The 16,859-nt window shown below is 63.4% G+C and carries 12 protein-coding genes; 9 read left to right on the top strand and 3 right to left on the bottom strand.

The annotated features are described in order from the left end of the window. Positions 1–87: 87 nt before the first annotated feature. Positions 88–1,725: a phosphoglucomutase (alpha-D-glucose-1,6-bisphosphate-dependent) gene (gene pgm / locus LOY34_RS14570; RefSeq protein ID WP_195884278.1), complete on the top strand. Its 1,638-nt coding sequence runs from the start codon at positions 88–90 to the stop codon at positions 1,723–1,725. Positions 1,726–1,812: 87 nt separating this feature from the next. Here pgm and LOY34_RS14565 read toward each other — a convergent pair whose 3' ends face one another. After that, positions 1,813–2,511 carry a pirin family protein gene (locus LOY34_RS14565; protein WP_093382094.1) on the bottom strand — a complete coding sequence of 233 codons (699 nt, stop codon included), beginning with the start codon at positions 2,509–2,511 and terminating at the stop codon, positions 1,813–1,815. A 189-nt stretch (positions 2,512–2,700) separates the two neighbouring features. Here LOY34_RS14565 and LOY34_RS14560 point away from each other — a divergent pair, with 189 nt between their 5' ends. Beyond that, complete coding sequence (locus tag LOY34_RS14560; RefSeq protein WP_195884277.1) at positions 2,701–5,205, top strand: UvrD-helicase domain-containing protein; 2,505 nt, start codon at positions 2,701–2,703, stop codon at positions 5,203–5,205. Here LOY34_RS14560 and LOY34_RS14555 read toward each other — a convergent pair. Beyond that, a complete protein-coding gene (locus LOY34_RS14555) occupies positions 5,202–8,261 on the bottom strand; it encodes an efflux RND transporter permease subunit (RefSeq protein WP_195884276.1) in 3,060 nt (1,019 codons plus the stop codon). The genes LOY34_RS14560 and LOY34_RS14555 overlap by 4 nt on opposite strands. Positions 8,262–8,266: 5 nt before the next feature. After that, positions 8,267–9,370 (bottom strand): efflux RND transporter periplasmic adaptor subunit, encoded by a 1,104-nt coding sequence (locus LOY34_RS14550; RefSeq protein WP_309475817.1) that lies wholly within the window; start codon positions 9,368–9,370, stop codon positions 8,267–8,269. Between the two features lie 740 nt (positions 9,371–10,110). Here LOY34_RS14550 and LOY34_RS14545 point away from each other — a divergent pair. From LOY34_RS14545 to LOY34_RS14515, 7 genes are all read left to right on the top strand, one after another. Further along, positions 10,111–10,530 (top strand): MAPEG family protein, encoded by a 420-nt coding sequence (locus tag LOY34_RS14545; protein ID WP_045198192.1) that lies wholly within the window; start codon positions 10,111–10,113, stop codon positions 10,528–10,530. 67 nt (positions 10,531–10,597) lie between these two features. Next, a complete protein-coding gene (locus LOY34_RS14540) occupies positions 10,598–11,014 on the top strand; it encodes a hypothetical protein (protein ID WP_195884275.1) in 417 nt (138 codons plus the stop codon). A gap of 116 nt (positions 11,015–11,130) precedes the next feature. Next, a complete protein-coding gene (locus tag LOY34_RS14535; RefSeq protein WP_195884274.1) occupies positions 11,131–12,963 on the top strand; it encodes a fatty acyl-AMP ligase in 1,833 nt (610 codons plus the stop codon). Further along, positions 12,960–13,208 (top strand): acyl carrier protein, encoded by a 249-nt coding sequence (locus tag LOY34_RS14530; protein ID WP_093382114.1) that lies wholly within the window; start codon positions 12,960–12,962, stop codon positions 13,206–13,208. Before LOY34_RS14535 ends, LOY34_RS14530 begins: the two co-directional genes overlap by 4 nt. Beyond that, complete coding sequence (locus tag LOY34_RS14525) at positions 13,205–14,110, top strand: fatty acid desaturase (RefSeq protein WP_195884273.1); 906 nt, start codon at positions 13,205–13,207, stop codon at positions 14,108–14,110. The genes LOY34_RS14530 and LOY34_RS14525 overlap by 4 nt, the downstream gene beginning before the upstream one ends. 19 nt (positions 14,111–14,129) lie before the next feature. After that, positions 14,130–15,611 (top strand): coniferyl aldehyde dehydrogenase, encoded by a 1,482-nt coding sequence (locus LOY34_RS14520; protein ID WP_195884272.1) that lies wholly within the window; start codon positions 14,130–14,132, stop codon positions 15,609–15,611. Between the two features lie 2 nt (positions 15,612–15,613). Beyond that, positions 15,614–16,825, top strand: coding sequence for an aminotransferase class I/II-fold pyridoxal phosphate-dependent enzyme (locus tag LOY34_RS14515; protein WP_052676522.1), 1,212 nt, complete (start codon positions 15,614–15,616; stop codon positions 16,823–16,825). Positions 16,826–16,859 lie beyond the last annotated feature (34 nt).

Genomic DNA, 16,859 nt, shown 5'->3' with positions numbered 1-16,859 from the left:
GCGGGGATAGTCACGGTCGCTTGCTGGTCAAACTGCCAGTAAACTGTTCGTTTTCATCACCCTGAACATCCTTTCTTGAGGTTTTGCATGAAGCTCAGTCCTTTGGCGGGCAAACCGGCCCCGGCCTCCGTGCTGGTGGATATCCCGCAACTGTTGACCGCCTACTACACCGGCCAGCCCGATGCCCGCATCGCTACCCAGCGCGTGGCCTTCGGCACCTCCGGGCACCGTGGCAGCTCCCTGGACCTGAGCTTCAACGAAAACCACGTGCTGGCCATCAGTCAGGCCATTTGCCTGTACCGTCAGGCCAAGGGCATCGACGGTCCGCTGTTCATCGGCGCCGACACCCATGCGCTGTCGACCCCGGCCGCAGCCAGCGCCCTGCAGGTACTGGCGGCCAACGGCGTTGAGGTGATGTTGTCCAAGGACGACGAGTACACCCCGACCCCGGCAGTGTCCCACGCCATCATCTGCTACAACCGCGGGCGCAGTAGCGGTCTTGCCGACGGCATTGTCATTACCCCGTCGCACAACCCGCCGCAAAGCGGTGGCTTCAAGTACAACCCGCCCAACGGCGGCCCGGCCGACAGCGATGTCACCAAGTGGATCGAGACCAAGGCCAACGACCTGCTGGCAGCGGGCCTCGACGGCGTCAAGCGCATGGCCCATGAGCAGGCGCTGGCGGCCAGCACCACCCACCGTCATGACTATGTCGCCAGCTACGTCGCCGACCTGGAAAACGTCATCGACTTCGACGTGATCCGCGGCGCCAACCTGCGCCTGGGCGTCGACCCGCTGGGCGGGGCAGGGGTGCGCTACTGGTCGGCGATTGCCGAGCACTACAAGCTCAACCTGGAAGTGGTCAACACCGAGGTCGACCCGACTTTCCGCTTCATGTCGGTTGACTGGGACGGGCAGATCCGCATGGACCCATCCTCGCCGTACGCCATGCAGGGCCTGATCGGCCTGCGCGAGCGCTTCGACGTGGCCTTTGCCTGCGACCCGGACCACGACCGCCACGGCATCGTTACCAAAAATGGCCTGCTTGCCCCGAACAACTACCTGGCGGTGGCCATCGACTACCTGTTCCAGCACCGTCCCCAGTGGCGCAGCGACGCCGCCGTGGGCAAGACCGTGGTCAGCAGCGGCCTGATTGACCGCGTCACCGCGCGCCTGGGCCGTCGCCTGTTTGAGGTGCCGGTGGGCTTCAAGTTCTTTGCCGACGGCCTGTTCGATGGCTCCCTGGGCTTTGGTGGCGAGGAGAGCGCTGGCGCCTCGTTCCTGCGCAAGGACGGCAGCGTCTGGACCACCGACAAGGACGGCCTGATCCCGGCCTTGCTGGCGGCGGAAATCACCGCGCGCACCGGCCGCGACCCGAGCCAGGCCTATGCCGAGCTTACCGCTGCGCTGGGCGAGCCGTTTGCCACCCGCGTCGAGGCCAAGGCCAACCCGCAGCAAAAGGCCCTGCTGAGCAAGCTGGCACCCGAACAGGTCAAGTCGACCATGCTCGCCGGTGAGCCGATCGAGCAGATCCTCAGCCATGCGCCGGGCAACAACCAGGCCATTGGCGGCCTCAAGGTGATGACTGCCAACGGCTGGTTCGCCGCGCGGCCGTCGGGTACCGAGGACATCTACAAGATCTACGCCGAAAGCTTCATCGATCAAGCGCACCTGCAGCGCCTGGTGGCCGAAGCCCAGGAACTGGTGGACGCGGCGATTGCCTGACCGCTAACAGCATCGCGGGTCAAGCCCGCTCCTACAGATGGGTGTAGGAGCGGCGGTGCGGCGATCCGACTTGACCCGCGATGGCCCTCACGCGATATCAACCAGCACAATCTCGCTGTCCTGCACCGCCATCACCCTGAGCACCTGCTCATCCTCGATCGCCAGCCCGTCACGGGCTTCGACGCTCACGCCGTTGACTTCAACCAGGCCCTTGGCCGGCACCAGGTAGCCTCGACGCCCGGCTTCGAAGCGGTATTCGGCGCTTTCCCCGGCGCGCAAGGTCGCCGCCACCAGGCGTGCATCGGCACGAATCTGCAGCGCCTGCTCATCGCCTTCACGGCCGCTGGCCAGGGTCACGAAGCCTTCGCCGCGCTCGCCTTTGGGGAACGGCCGGGTGCCCCAGGACGGCGCCTGGCCGACGCGCTGCGGGATGATCCAGATCTGGAAGATGCGCGCATCGACCTGCTCCAGGTTGTACTCGCTGTGGGTGATGCCGGTGCCAGCACTCATCACCTGCACGTCACCGGCTTCGGTACGGCCCTTATTGCCCAGGTTGTCCTGGTGGCTGATGGCGCCTTCACGTACATAAGTGATGATTTCCATGTCGCGGTGCGGGTGCGGCGGGAAGCCGCTGCCGGCGGCGATCAGGTCGTCGTTCCAGACCCGCAGGGTGCCCCAGTGCATGCGCGCCGGGTCGTGGTACTCGGCGAACGAGAAGTGGTGATGGGCGTCGAGCCAACCATGGTTGGCATGGCCAAGGCTCTTGAACGGGCGCAGTTGCAGCATGATGGTTGTCCTCGAAAGTGAGTGGATGGGACAAATGATCCATCAATCAATGATCGAAAATAAGCGTAAATTTCGACTGATAATAATCATGTTTGTCGATATATAGAGCTGCGGTAATTTGTACGCTTCATCGCCTAATTCACTGATCTACAAGTAATCGGCTGGTGATTTTTGCCCGATGGAGCGAACATGGCCGCTGGTTTTCATTCTGTTGGAGTCGGTGTGTCTGAAGAGCGTCCCAAGCTACCCCTGGAGTTGATTGCGCCGGCGCAGTTGCCTTGGCTGCGGCGCCTCGCTGCGCGCCTGCTGGGTCGAGGCCTGAGCCGTTTGCAGGCGCAGCACCGCGACTCCTGGTTCCAGGGCCATGCCAATGGTCAGCGCACCGGTCACGCCGATGGCTTGCGCGAAGGCTACGAAGAAGGGCGGATTGATGGCTACGAAGCCGGGCGCCAGGTTTTGGTGATCCGTGACACCCGCCCCGACGGCCATGGCGTGCCCGGGCTCGACGACGCCCTGTTCGACGACTGGCGCCTGGCGCTGACTGCCGAGCTCAAGAAGCGCTTCAAGGCCGACGTCGCCCAGCGCCTGCCAGCCCACGCCCAGCCGAGCGCGGCGCAGTGGAAGATGATCTTCAGCGACACGCCGTCGACCTGCGTGATCGCCGGTGCCGGCGCCGGCAAGTCGACTTCGCTGGTACTGCGCATCTTGCTGTTGCGCCATTACCTGGGCTACGAGCTGGACGCCATGACCGTGGTGACCTTCACTCGCGAATCGCGCAAGGACTTCATCAACCGCCTGGTCCAGGTCTTTGCCCTGTGGCAACTGGAACTCAGCCCGGTGCAGGCGCGCGAACTGGTGCGCACCTTCCATTCGCGTATCCTGCCGCTGGTGCGCAGCCTGCCGGGTTTCAGCCAGGTGCGCGCGTTCGAGACCCTGGGCAGCGAAATGCCCGGCGGCAGCGAAGCCAATGCCGACAGCAACCCGTTTGACCTGCGTATCAACGATGCCCAACGCCAGCAACTCAACCTCTGTTACCGCGACCTGCTGGGCAGCAGCCCGCGCTTTGCCGAGCTGATCGCCGGCCTGCGCCGCGAGGCCCTGCAGCTCAAGGCGCTGGACCGCGACCACCCCGATGTGCAAAAGCGTGTGGCGGTGACCCAGCTGTCGGCCAGCCGCGATGAAGAGCTGTGCGACACCCTCGAAGACCTGTGGTTTGCTGCCGGTGCCTGGCCGATCAAGGGCATCGAGCCGAGCCGCGAAACCGTCGAAATCAACGGTAGCCGCTTTCATTTCCATGGCCATATCGCTGAGCTGGACGCTTACGTAGTGCTCGGTTTCGACCCCAAGGAAAACCAGCAGTACAAGCGCCCCGGGGCCAAGCTGCCGGTGTGGGCGGAGTGGGTGATCAAGCGCACCCTGTTTCAAGCTTTCTGCGATAAGCCTGTGATTTGGCTGGAAAACTACGCTGCGGCCAAGCGCCTGACATCGTCCCTGGCCGGTGATGCCGTGGCCGGGCCGGGCTTTGATTACAAGGTCAAGGGCGAGCTGGGCGCAGCGCCGCTGCTGGATGCCTTTGTTGGCGCTGCCGGCTTTATCGAGAACCTCGGGCTTGAGGTCAACAAGGCGGTCGGTGCCATGAGCTTCCCGGCCGGCGACACCGACGCCCTGTTCTTTGAAGCCCTGGGCCTGTACTGGAAAGCCCTGGAGGCGCACCTGCTGGGCCAGTCGCCGCCGATCATGAGCTACAACCGCATGTTCGCCCTGTTCGGCGAGAACAACCCGCAGAACCTGCAGCTGTTGCCCGACCCGCTGTTGCGGCCGTTGACACACCTGATGATCGACGAGTTCCAGGACGTCTCGCCGCAGATCGTGTCCTGGCTGCGCGCCTGCCTGCGCGAGATCCGCCGCCGTGGCCCGGCCATGCAGGTCGGGCGGGTGGCGCAGCATTCGTCGCTCTTGTGCGTGGGTGATGACTGGCAGTCGATCTACGGCTGGCGTGGCAGTTCGCCCAAGTACTTCATGGAGTTTGCCAAGGAGTTCCCGGCGCCGAGCAGCACGCGGGTGATGCTCGCCGACAACTACCGTAGCCACCAGCACATCATCGATGCGGCCGAGCACATCGTTAAATCGGCGCCGGCCATCAGCGGCAAGAAGGCCAGGGCGTGTGGCCCGGCAGCCGAAGCGCCGCTGCCGGTCAAGGTGCTCGAGCGCGACGAGGCGAGCCTGGCCGAAACCCTGCTGGAGCACTACCGCAACGGCGAATCGGTCATGCTGCTGTACCGCAAGAGCAGCGACAAGGCGGCGATTGCCGAGCACCTGCAGGCACTGGTCAACCACGAAGCCGGTTTGCCGGCGGCGCAACGGCGCCTGCGCCAGCTGACCTATCACAGCGCCAAGGGCCTGCAGGCCGACGCGGTGTTCATGCTCGGCGACTGCCAGCACCTGACCCATTCGCCGTACAAGAACCAGGTATATCGTCAGGCGGGCCTGGGCCGCAGCGGCGATGCCCAGGCGTTCGACAACGCGCAAAAGGACGAAGTCCTGCGCCTGGCCTACGTGGCCATTACCCGCGCGGCGAAACACTGCTACTGGTATGTCGAGAAGCCCACGGCAGAGGCGGCCAACCTGCCTCGCGCCTCCAGCCAGGTGGATGGGCGCAAGGCCTTTTTTGCCGACGAGCGCGTGCCTGGCTAGGGCCGCTTGACCCGGCACCAGGCGGCGTACAGCGCCGGCAGGAACAACAGGGTGAGGGCGGTGGCGACGATCAGGCCGCCCATGATGGCCACCGCCATGGGCCCGAAGAAGATGCTGCGCGACAGCGGAATCATCGCCAGCACCGCCGCCAGGGCGGTCAGCACGATGGGCCGAAAGCGCCGTACCGTGGCCTCGATGATCGCCTGCCAGCGGTCCATGCCGGCCTTGATGTCCTGTTCGATCTGATCGACCAGGATCACCGAGTTGCGCATGATCATGCCCGACAGGGCGATGGTGCCCAGCAGCGCGACAAAGCCGAACGGCTGCTGGAACATCAGCAGAAACAGGGTGACGCCGATCAGCCCCAGCGGGGCGGTGAGGAACACCATGATCGAGCGCGAGAAACTGCGCAACTGGACCATCAACAGGGTCAGCACCACCACCACGAACAGCGGCAGGCCAGCCTTCACCGACTGCTGGCCGCGCGCCGAGTTCTCTACCGTGCCGCCGACTTCCAGCAGGTAGCCGTCAGGCAGGCTGGCGCGGATCGGCTCCAGGGTCGGCTGGATCTGCTTGACCAGGCTCACCGGTTGCTGGTCGCCCTGGATATCGGCGCGAATGGTCACTGTCGGCAGGCGGTTGCGGTGCCAGATCACCCCCTCTTCAAAGCCGTATTCAAGAATCGCGATCTGCGCCAGGCTGACGCTATGGCCCTGGGCGGTCGGCATCGACAGGCTGGACAGTTGCGACAGTTGCTGGCGCTCCTGCTCGCTGCCGCGCACAAGAATCTCGATCAGTTCGTTGTCTTCGCGGTACTGGCTGACCGCAGCGCCGGTCAGCGAGCCCTGGAGGAACCGCGACAGGTCGGCGGTGCTGGCCCCCAGCGCCCGGGCGCGGTCCTGGTCGATGTTCAAGCGCACCACCTTGCTTGGCTCTTCCCAGTCGAGGTGGACGTTGAGCACATGGGGGTTCTCGCGAATTTTGTCGGCCACCTGGCGGGCCAGGGCGCGGACCTCCTGAATGTGTTCACCCGATACCCGAAACTGCACCGGGTAGCCCACCGGCGGCCCGTTCTCCAGGCGTGAGACCCGTGTGCGCAGGGCCGGGAATTGTTCATTGAGGGTCGCGACCAGCCACTGGCGCAGCGCTTCGCGGTCCTCGATGGTTTTCGCCAGCACCACGAACTGGGCAAAGCTTGCCGCCGCCAGTTGCTGGTCCAGGGGCAGATAGAAGCGCGGCGAACCGGTGCCGACATAGGCCACGTAGTTGTCGATGCCGTCATGCTCGGCCAGCAGGCGCTCCAGGCGATGGACCTGTTGTTCGGTTGCGGTCAGCGATGCACCCTCGGCCAGCTTGATATCTACCATCAGCTCCAGGCGCCCCGAGGCCGGAAAGAACTGCTGCGGGACGAAGCGAAACAGCAGGATCGAGGCGACGAACAACCCCAGGGTCAGGGCGATCACGGTTTTGCGATGGTCCACGCACCAGGCCACCAGTGCCCGCACCCGGCGGTAGAAGGGCGTGTCGTAAGTGGCCTGGGCGCCGTGCGCCTGGGCTTGCGCGCCGGTGTGGCTGCGCTGTGGTAGCAGCCGTGCGCCCAGGTAGGGGACGAACACCACCGCGGCGATCCACGACATCAACAGTGCCAGGGTCACCACCTGGAAGATCGAGCGGGTGTATTCGCCGGTGTCCGACTGCGCGGTGGCAATCGGCAGAAAACCTGCGGCGGTGATCAGGGTGCCGGTGAGCATCGGAAAGGCCGTGCTGGTCCAGGCGTAACTGGCCGCGGCCAATCGGTCGAGGCCTTGCTCCATCTTGATCGCCATCATTTCCACGGCAATGATTGCGTCGTCGACCATCAATCCCAGCGCCAGCACCAGTGCCCCCAGGGAGATCTTGTGCAGGCCGATGCCCAGGTAGTACATGGCGGTAAAGGTCATGGCCAGCACCAGCGGGATCGACAGGGCCACGACCAGGCCGGTGCGCAGCCCCAGCGACAGGAAGCTGACCACCAGCACGATCACCAGGGCTTCGCTCAGCACCCGGACAAACTCGCCGACGCCGGTCTTTACCGCCGCCGGCTGGTCAGAGACCTTGTGCAGTTGCATGCCCGCCGGCAAGTGCTGCTGCAGGCGGGCAAACTCGCCTTGCAGAGCCTGGCCGAGGACCAGGATGTCGCCGCCGGCCTTCATCGACACGGCAAGACCGATCGCCGGTTCGCCCATGAAGCGCATGCGCGGCGCCGGCGGGTCGTTGAAGCCGCGCTTGACCTCGGCAACGTCACTCAGGCGAAAGGTATTGCCGGCCACCTGCAGGGGGAAGTTACGGATCTGCTCGACGGTCTCGAAGCGCCCGCTGACCCGCAATTGCACGCGGTCGGTCGGGGTCTCGACGAAACCGCTGGCGGCCACCGCGTTCTGTTCCTCAAGGGCCTGGCGCACCGCACCGAGGCTCAAACCGAGGTTGACCAGCTTGGTGTTCAACAACTCGATCCAGATCTTTTCATCCTGCAGGCCCAGCAGCTCGACCTTGCTGACGTCCTTGACCCGTTGCAGCTGCAACTGGATGCGGTCGGCGTAGTCTTTGAGCACGGCATAGTCGTAGCCCTGGCCGGTCAAGGCATAGATGTTGCCGAAGGTGGTGCCGAATTCATCGTTGAAGAACGGCCCGAGCGTGCCCTGGGGCAGGGTGTGGCGGATATCGCTGACCTTCTTGCGGACCTGGTACCACAGCTCGGGCAGTTTCGCCGAGTTCAGGGTCTGGCTGGCGGTGAAGATCACCTGCGATTCCCCCGGGCGCGAGAACGAGGTGATGCGTTCATACTCGCCGGTTTCCATCAGCTTCTTTTCGATCCGTTCGGTGACCTGGCGCGCCACCTCTTCGGCGCTCGCCCCGGGCCACAGGGTACGGATGACCATGGCCTTGAAGGTGAAGGGCGGGTCTTCGCTCTGGCCCAGCTTGGTGTAGGCCAGGGCGCCGGTCACGGCCATCAGCAACATCACATAGAGGACGATCTGGCGATTGCGCAGCGCCCAGGCAGACAGGTTGAAATTCATCCGGGCTACTCCTTGCCGGCCAAGGCAACCTGACGGTTCTGGTTATCGACCGGCTGGACCTTCTGCCCCTCGCGCAGCACCTGAACCCCGGCGCTGACCACCCAGTCGTCCGGCGCCAGCCCCTGCAGCACCGCGACCTGCTGTTCGCCATAGCTGCCGATGCTGACGAAGGCACGGCGCAGGGTCGATTGCTGCGGGTCGACCACCCACACAAACGGCCGGTTGGCTTCAGCGCTGAGCGCCGACAGCGGCACTGCCAGGGTCGCGCTGGCTTCATGGGCGATGAACACTCGCGCGCTTTGCCCCAGCTCCACCGGCACTGCGTTGTCGGTGAAGGTCACCCGGGCGGCAAAGGTCCGTGAGCGGGGGTCGGCCGACGGTGACATCTCGCGGATCTGGCCGTTGAAGCGCCGTTGTGGTTGCGACCACAGCTCGATCGATACCGGCTGGCCAATGCGAAAACGCTCGAAGGCTTGCTCCGGCAAGTTGATCAGCACTTCACGCTCGCCGTCGGCGGCCAGGCTGAACACCGTGCGCCCGGCGCTGACCACCTGCCCGACTTCGAGCATGCGCCGGGCAATCACCCCGCTTTGAGTGGCGCGCAGCACGGCATAGTCGGCCTGGTTGCGGGCACTGTTGAATTGCGCGGTGGCCTGCCTGAGCTGGGCTTCGCCTGCGCGGTAGGCGTTGTCGACATTCTCGAATTGCGAATGGCTGACCATATTGCGCTGCAACAGCCGCTGGTAGCGATCACGCTCGGCCTGCACCAGGCGCAGGTTGGCCTGGGCGGCGGCCACCTGGGCGCGGCGGGCGTCGAGCTGAAAATGCAGGTCTTGCGGGTCGAGTTGCGCCAGTGGCTGGCCCTCGCGCACCTTCTGGCCAACCTCGACCAGGCGCTTGCTGACCTTGCCATCGATGCGAAAGGCCAGCTCCGGCTCGAAGCGTGCTCGCACTTCCCCCGGGTAGGCATCGGCCAGGTCGGTCGCCGCCTGCGGGTGGACGATCAGCACGGCGAGGGGAGGGGGCGAAGGCGGGGCAGGGGCGTCGCAGGCCGCGAGCAGGGCAATGAGGCTGACAGGCAATACCATAGACAACACGGGGCTGTGCATGCGGATAAACCTTCCCTGGGCGTTGTAATTGTTATGGGCAGCGAAAAGATCCTAGGTCTGCTACCCCCAAGCGTCCAGTAATGAAATGTAAATCCGGGCAACGCTGAAACTGCAATTTCAGCGGGAAAATAGCGTGACCGTTTGGTCACTGTAAGACCGATAGTTATTTATTAAAAAATATCAACTCATTTGAATAGCCGTTATCGCCAATCCCTCTTTATGGCGTGATGCCCGGTCTAGACTTGTTACTCGACGCCGGTGTGACAACTTCTTTACAGGTAAACAGCGCAAGTGCCCGGCGAAGGGATCCAAAAGCGATGAGCGGCATTTTTTTTCGCTTGACGCTCGAAAAGAACCGTGCAACTTTTGGAAACAGTTAAGCGAGGAGCGCGAATATGTCGAACGGAGTCGACCACGTCATTCGGGTTGCAGTTAAACCCATCACCACACGGCTTTTGTCGTCTCGGTCCTGCTCAGATTGCTGGCGTAACCGCTGCTGCTGCATGCAGTAGACACGGTCTCGGGCAATCGCTGTCAATGCTGCCGAAGTAGCCTGAATAGTCACAACTGTTTGGGATGTTTCTTACGCTGTATTACGCCACCGTAAAGTAGTCGGTCTGTTATCGTCGATTTGGCCTTGAACCCAGGGCCAACTGTTCAGCCTGCGCGCCGGTGTAGTGGCGGGCGAGCGGCTGGGCATCGGAAAGTTGTAGAAAACCAACAATAAGAAGGTGTGTGCAATGAATCAAGGTCTGATGTTTTATCCGGCGCTGGCAATGATCCTGCTGACCGTCGTGGTGCTGTATCTGATGTTTCGTGGACGGCAAAGTGCCGTGAAGTCCGGAGCGCTGAGTGCCGCTTACTTCAAGACCTATGACACCGGCGAGAAGCTGCCACGGGCAGTACGCCAGACCGAGCGCTGCTTTCACAACCTGTTGGAGTCAACGCCACCGTTCTACTTCCTGTGTGTCGCCCTGATCAGCCTGGCCAAGGTTGACTGGGTGTTCATCGGCCTGGCCTGGGCCTACGTCGCCTGCCGGGTGCTGCAGAGCCTGGTGCACGTCACCAACAACAAGGTCGGGCCACGCTCCAAGCTGTTCATGCTGAGCTGGCTGGTGCTCCTGGCGATGTGCGTGCGCCTGGGCTTTCTGATCCTCTGACAGTACGTTTGTTTGTTTCTAATGATAGACCGCGGCTACTACTGGCAATCACCGGAGACCGTTCGAGATGAGCACAACAATAACAACAACAGCGCGTGGCAGTAAAAGCAGGCGAATGTTTATAACCGGGGTGTTGTCGGCCATCCTCTACGGCGGCTGGGCCTATTATGTAAACGCCGGGCTGGAAACCGCCATGGCCTCGGCCATGGTACAGGCGCTGGGCAGTTTTATTGGCGGCTACCTGGTTGCCGGCCTGGTAGAGTTTGCCTTTAGCGTCACGCCCAAACCCTGGCGCTTTCCAATTGCTGCATTTGTCCCCTATGGCTTGACCCTGCTGACCTATGCCGCTGCGCATCGATTGGTCGGAACGCCGGAAATTCTTAAAACCATCATGCTCAATATTATTGTCGGGACACCCTACTTTGTTCTTTATTGCGTGAAACTTGAACGCAATGAAGCGCAGCGTTTGATATTGAGCAGTTGAGTCTCGCGCGTCACACCTAATAGCAATGTTTTCAATAACACGTCGGTCGCGCGCAAGTGCGCGCGAGTTAGGGCTGTGCGCTGTATAAAAATAATAACGAACCAGAGCCGTTAATCATGAATATGAACGTTGAGCGGAGCACCTCGCTGGTGAAACCGTCGGCCGCTGCATCGGTATTTGCAACGCTGGTGGATCTCGCCCGTCATCATGCCCGGGTACAACCCGATAAACAGTACCTGTTGTGGCTCGACAAGGGCCGCGAAGAGGGCAAGACCTATACCTTCGCCGAGCTGGATTACGCCGCCAGGGCACTGGCGGTCGAACTTCAACGGCAACTGGCGCTGAGGGCCGACACCGAGCGACAACCACCGGCGGCGATCATCGCCACGCAACCCGGGCCGCAGTTTGTATTGGCGTTTTTCGCCTGCCTGTATGCCGGCATTGCCGCAGTGCCGGTCTACCCGCAGAAAAAAAACGAAAGCAGTGAGCGCTTGTGCCGGGTCATCAGCGATGCCGGGGCGCAGTTGCTGATCACTGACCGGCTGTCGCTGGCGGCGCTGCTCGCGCATGAGGCCATCACCGGCCTGGTGCAGGTGGTCGACGTCGACCAGGCCGACCCCGCGCTTGCCGGGCAATGGCAGGCGCCGGCCATCGATGCAGACTCAGTTGCCTTCATCCAGTACACCTCGGGCTCCACCGGCATTCCCAAGGGCGTGGTGGTCACTCACGCCAACCTGATGAGCAACGAGCAGATGATTGCCGAGTCGCTCAATCACGACCACAACACCGTGTATGTCAGCTGGCTGCCGGTGTTCCACGACCTGGGCCTGATCGGCCTGCTGCAGGCGTTCTACCTGGGCGTGCGCTGCATCCTTATGTCGCCGCTGGCTTTTGTCGCCAACCCGTTGCGCTGGCTGGAGGCGATCTCCCGCTACCGCGCAACCACCAGTGGCGCACCGAACTTCGCCTACGACCTGTGCCTGCAGCGCACCACGCCAGAGCAACGCCAGCAGTTGGACCTGAGCAGCTGGACGGTCGCCTACAGCGGCGCCGAACCGGTGCGCAAGGGCACCCTCGAGCGCTTTGCCGAAGCCTTTGCCGACAGTGGCTTCCGGGCGCAGGCGTATTGCCCCTGCTATGGCATGGCCGAAAGCACGCTGTTCGTCACCGGCGTGCCGCAAGGCGTCACGCCGCTGACCCTGACCCTGGACAAAGCGCAGCTCAACCTCGACCGCGCGGTGCTGGTCGACGCACAGCACGCCGGGCCACAGAGCATTCACTTCGTCAGCTCCGGGGTACCGGCGCAAAGCTGCCAGGTACGCGTGGTCGACCCGCAGCGCTGCGTGGCACTGGCGGACGATCTGGTCGGTGAAATCTGGGTCAGCAGCCCGAGCGTCAGTGGCGGCTATCGCAACCGCCCGCAACTGTCCCAGGAGGTGCTGCAGGCAACCCTTGAAGGCGAGCCGCAGCGGCGCTTCCTGCGCACCGGCGACCTGGGCTTCATGCACCAGGGCGAGCTGTTCGTCACCGGCCGGCGCAAGGATCTGATCATCATCGATGGCAAAAATCACTACCCCCACGACCTTGAACAGACCATCGAAAGCACCCTCGCCGAGCTGAGCATCAGCATCGCCAATGCCTTTTCCATCGCGGCGTTTTCCGTCGATCGCGACGAGCGCGAGCAACTGGTGGTGGTGATCTCGCTGCACAAGAGCCAGGCGCAGATCTTCTCGGTCGAGCAGACCAGCCGGGCGATCAGCGCGGCAGTGTCGCGTGCCCATGGTGTGGCCCTGGATGAGCTGTTGTTCGTCAGCAGCCGCTTGCCCTTGACCTCCAGTGGCAAGTTGCAGCGCGCGCAGTGCCGCAGCCTGTACCTGGACGGGCAGTTGCAGGCGGTGGTCTCGCCGTTCGAGCTCAACCACCAGGGCACCAGGGAGGTGACGTCATGAGCCAGCAACAGATCGCCCAATGGCTGCGCGAACACCTGGCAAGCCTGCTCAAGCTTGACCTGGCGCAGGTCGACAGCGCCCTGGCGTTCGATGAGTACGGGGTCGCCTCGCGCGATGCCGTGGGCATGATCGGTGAGCTCGGTGAATGGCTTGAGCGCGAGCTCGATCCTGCCCTGGTCTACGACTACCCGTCGATCGACGAACTCAGCAACCACCTTTCCACGTTCACGAGGGCTGAACCATGAACCCAGTACCGCAGCACGGCGCGCGCGTCGATTGCGAGGACGAGTTTCGCCGCCTGATGACCCGCCCGCGCTTCGCCTGGCCGACCATCATCCTGTTCGTGGTGATCATGCTGGCCTTCATCCTGTCCACGGCGCTGGCGGTCAGCGACCGCCTGGCCATGGGCTGGGCATTCGTCATCAACACCTTGTGTTCGTACCTGGCCTACACCGTGTTGCACGAAGCGTCCCACGGGCTGATCTGCGCCAACCGCTTTGCCAATGACGTCATTGGCCGCCTGGGGTTCCTGCTAGTGACCCTGACGCCGTTCTTGCGCACTTACCGCTTCCTGCACATGGCCCACCACCATCACACCAATGATCCGCGCCTGGACCCGGATTATTCCTGCGGTGGCGGCCGCACCTGGACCCTGCCGCTGCGCTGGCTGATGATGGACAGTGCCTACATCACCACTTACTTTCGCAACGGCTCTTATCAGTCCCGGCCGACCGCCGAGAAGGTCGAGTTCTGGCTGGCCTGGCTATTTGCCGTGGCGGTGGTGGTGACAGTCTGCCTGATGGGCTGGATCGTACCGTTCCTGGTGCTGTACCTGCTGCCGACCCGGGTCGCGCAGTTCTTCCTGGCGATCACCTTCGACTACCTGCCGCACTTTCCCCACGCCACCAAGGCGCACGACAACAAGTACCAGGCGACCAACAACCGGGTCGGTATGGACTGGCTGTTCTTCCCGTTGTTCGTCGGCCAGAACTATCACCTGTCGCACCACCTGTACCCCGGCGCGCCGTTCTATCGCTACAAGAAAGTCTGGCTGTCGAGAAAGACCCGCCATGAAGCCCAGGCGCCGGCACTGGTGCCCGGGCACCGGCTGGCACCGATCAAGCAACCCCTTTCTCTGGCTGAGTAACTGAAGGCAGGTGATGGACATGAACCATTCGATTTCCAGTGTTGCCGACCCGGCCCAGGTGCGCCCTGTGTCCTTGAGTGATCAGCCACAGGTGCCAGCCTCGGCGCTGCAGGCGATTTTCGAGCAACAGACGGCAGCCTTTCTCGAACAGCCGATGCCCAGCCTTGAGGAGCGCCTGCGCGCGCTGGACGACCTCGAGCAACTGGTGCGCAGCCACATCCCGCAGATCCAGGCGGCGCTGGACAAGGACTTCGGCCACCGCTGCGAAGAAGAAACGCTGATGGCCGAGATCGTCGGCAGCCTCAAGGCCTGCACCTACGCCAAGCGTCATCTGAAGCGCTGGATGAAACGCCGGCGCTGTGCGGTGGACATCAACTTCAAGCCCGCCCGCGCCTGGGTGATGCCGCAGCCGCTGGGGGTAGTGGGAGTCATGTCGCCGTGGAACTACCCGTTTGGCCTGGTGATCAAGCCGCTGATCGCCGCATTGGCCGCCGGCAACCGGGTAATGATCAAGCCCAGCGAAATGGCGCCCGCGGTCGGCCGCCTGCTGCAGGTGATGCTGGCCAAGGCGTTCAAGCCGTCGCACGTGTGCGTGGTCGAAGGCGACCAGCAACTGGCCCGGCAGTTTACTGAACTTGCCTTCAACCACCTGCTGTTTACCGGCAGCACTTCGGTCGGCAAGCAGGTGATGGCGGCCGCGGCGGCCAACCTCACGCCGCTGACCCTGGAGCTGGGCGGCAAGTCGCCGGTGATCATCGACGAGCACTTCGACATGCGGCGCGCAGTCAAGTCGATCGTGACCGGCAAGCTGCTCAATGCCGGGCAAACCTGTACCGCACCGGACTACGTGATGGTGCCCAAGGCGCGCCAGGCCGAGTTCGTCGAGGCGTTCAGCGCGCAGGTCCGGCACATGTACCCCGACCCGCTGCACAGCCCGGATTACACCAGCATCATCAACAGCCGCCACTTCGAGCGCCTGCAGGGTTATTGCGACGATGCCATTGGCCGTGGGGCGCAGCAGCACCCGGTGTACCCGCAGCAGCTGTCTTGCGCGCAGAGCCGCAGGTTGTTGCCGACGCTGTTGATCGACCCGCCCGAGGATGCGCGGATCATGCAGGACGAGATCTTCGGCCCGCTGCTGATTGTCGTGCCTTACGAGCAGCTTTCCAGCGCCGTTGGCTACATCAACCAGCGCCCGCGGCCACTGGCCCTGTATGTGTTCACCGACGACCATAACGTCGAGGACTACGTGCTCAAAAACACAGTGGCCGGTGGCGTGACCATCAATGACACGCTGCTGCACTACACCCAGGAATCGCTGCCGTTCGGCGGCGTCGGCAACAGCGGTTTCGGTGCCTATCACGGCGAACGCGGGTTCCAGGCCTTCAGCCATTTCAAGCCGGTGTTCCGCCAGTCGCGCATCAACTTCCTTGATGCGGTGCGCGCGCCCTATACCAGCAGTTCACGCTGGTTCCTGAAGAAAATGATCGGGATGGCCTGACCATGAACGCACCCCTGCACACTTCTAACCCGGCGCGCGTGCCTGACTGGTACGTCGAGCACATGCGCCCGGCTTGCGAGTTCGTCGCCAGCCTCGACCCGTTCCCGTTCTGCCAGCCGAGCGACCTGAGCGGCTACATCGCCTTGCACCAGAACGACTACCTGCGCCTGGGCAATCACCCGGCCGTGAGTGCCGCCCGCGCCGGGGCCAATGCCCAGTTGCGCGACGAGTCGTTCATGTCGAGCATCTTTGGCGGCAGCGCCGATGAGTGCGAAGCGTTCCGCGCGCAGATGGCCCGCTGCATGCGCGCCGACGACGCGATTCTGACCACCTCCGGCTGGGCCGCCAACGTCGGCCTGCTCGAGGCGATCACGCCGCTGTTCAAGCCGGTGTACATCGACAGGCATGCCCATGCGTCGCTGTATGACGGCATCAAGTTGTCGCTGGGCAAGAAGATCGTCATCGAACACAACGACACCGACGATCTGCTGCGCCGGCTGGAGAAGAACGGCCCGGGCATCGTCGTCATCGATGCGGTGTACAGCACCGACGGCTCGATCGGCGACATCCGCCGCTACCTGGAAATCTGCGAAGCCCATGAGTGCCTGCTGGTGCTCGACGAGGCGCATTCCTTCGGCATGTTCGGCAATGGCGGCGGGCTGGCGGTGGAACTGGGCCTGGCCGAACGCGTGCACTTTCGCACGGTGAGCCTGAACAAGGCGCTGGGCGGGCACGGCGGGCTGATTGCCGGCAATGCCCAAGCCATGCAGCTGGTGCGCGCCGGCTGTCGCTCGGTGATTTTCAGCTCAGCCACTTCCAGTGTCTCGGCGGCGGGGCACCTGGCTGCGCTGAACATCATCATGCACCAACCCGAGCGCGCCCGGCGCTGCCTGGACAACGCCAGCGAGTTTCGCCGCCAGTTGCAGGAGGCCGGGGTGGCGGTGGGCGACAGCCAGTGCCAGATCGTCTCGCTGTTTTTCGACGACGAACAGCAAGCCTGCGTGTTCTACGGCAAGTTGCAGCAGCGCGGGGTGTTGACCTCGGTGTTCCTGCAGCCGGCAATCCCGGCGGGCATGGGTGTGGTGCGCTATTCGATCCACTCCCAGCTCAGCGCCGCGGAGCTGGACAAGGCGGTCGCCGCCACCCTGCAAACCCTGATGGAAATGGACCTGCTCGATGCACCGCAGGCCAGCGCGCAACAGCGCGAAGGCTGAGCGTGTCTGCGCATAACTATAAAAACAAGGGAGT

This window comes from Pseudomonas sp. B21-009, from assembly GCF_024749345.1.
Classification (GTDB): domain Bacteria; phylum Pseudomonadota; class Gammaproteobacteria; order Pseudomonadales; family Pseudomonadaceae; genus Aquipseudomonas.
Note: the sequence above shows the minus strand (reverse complement) of the source record. Positions and strands in the feature narration are given on the sequence as shown.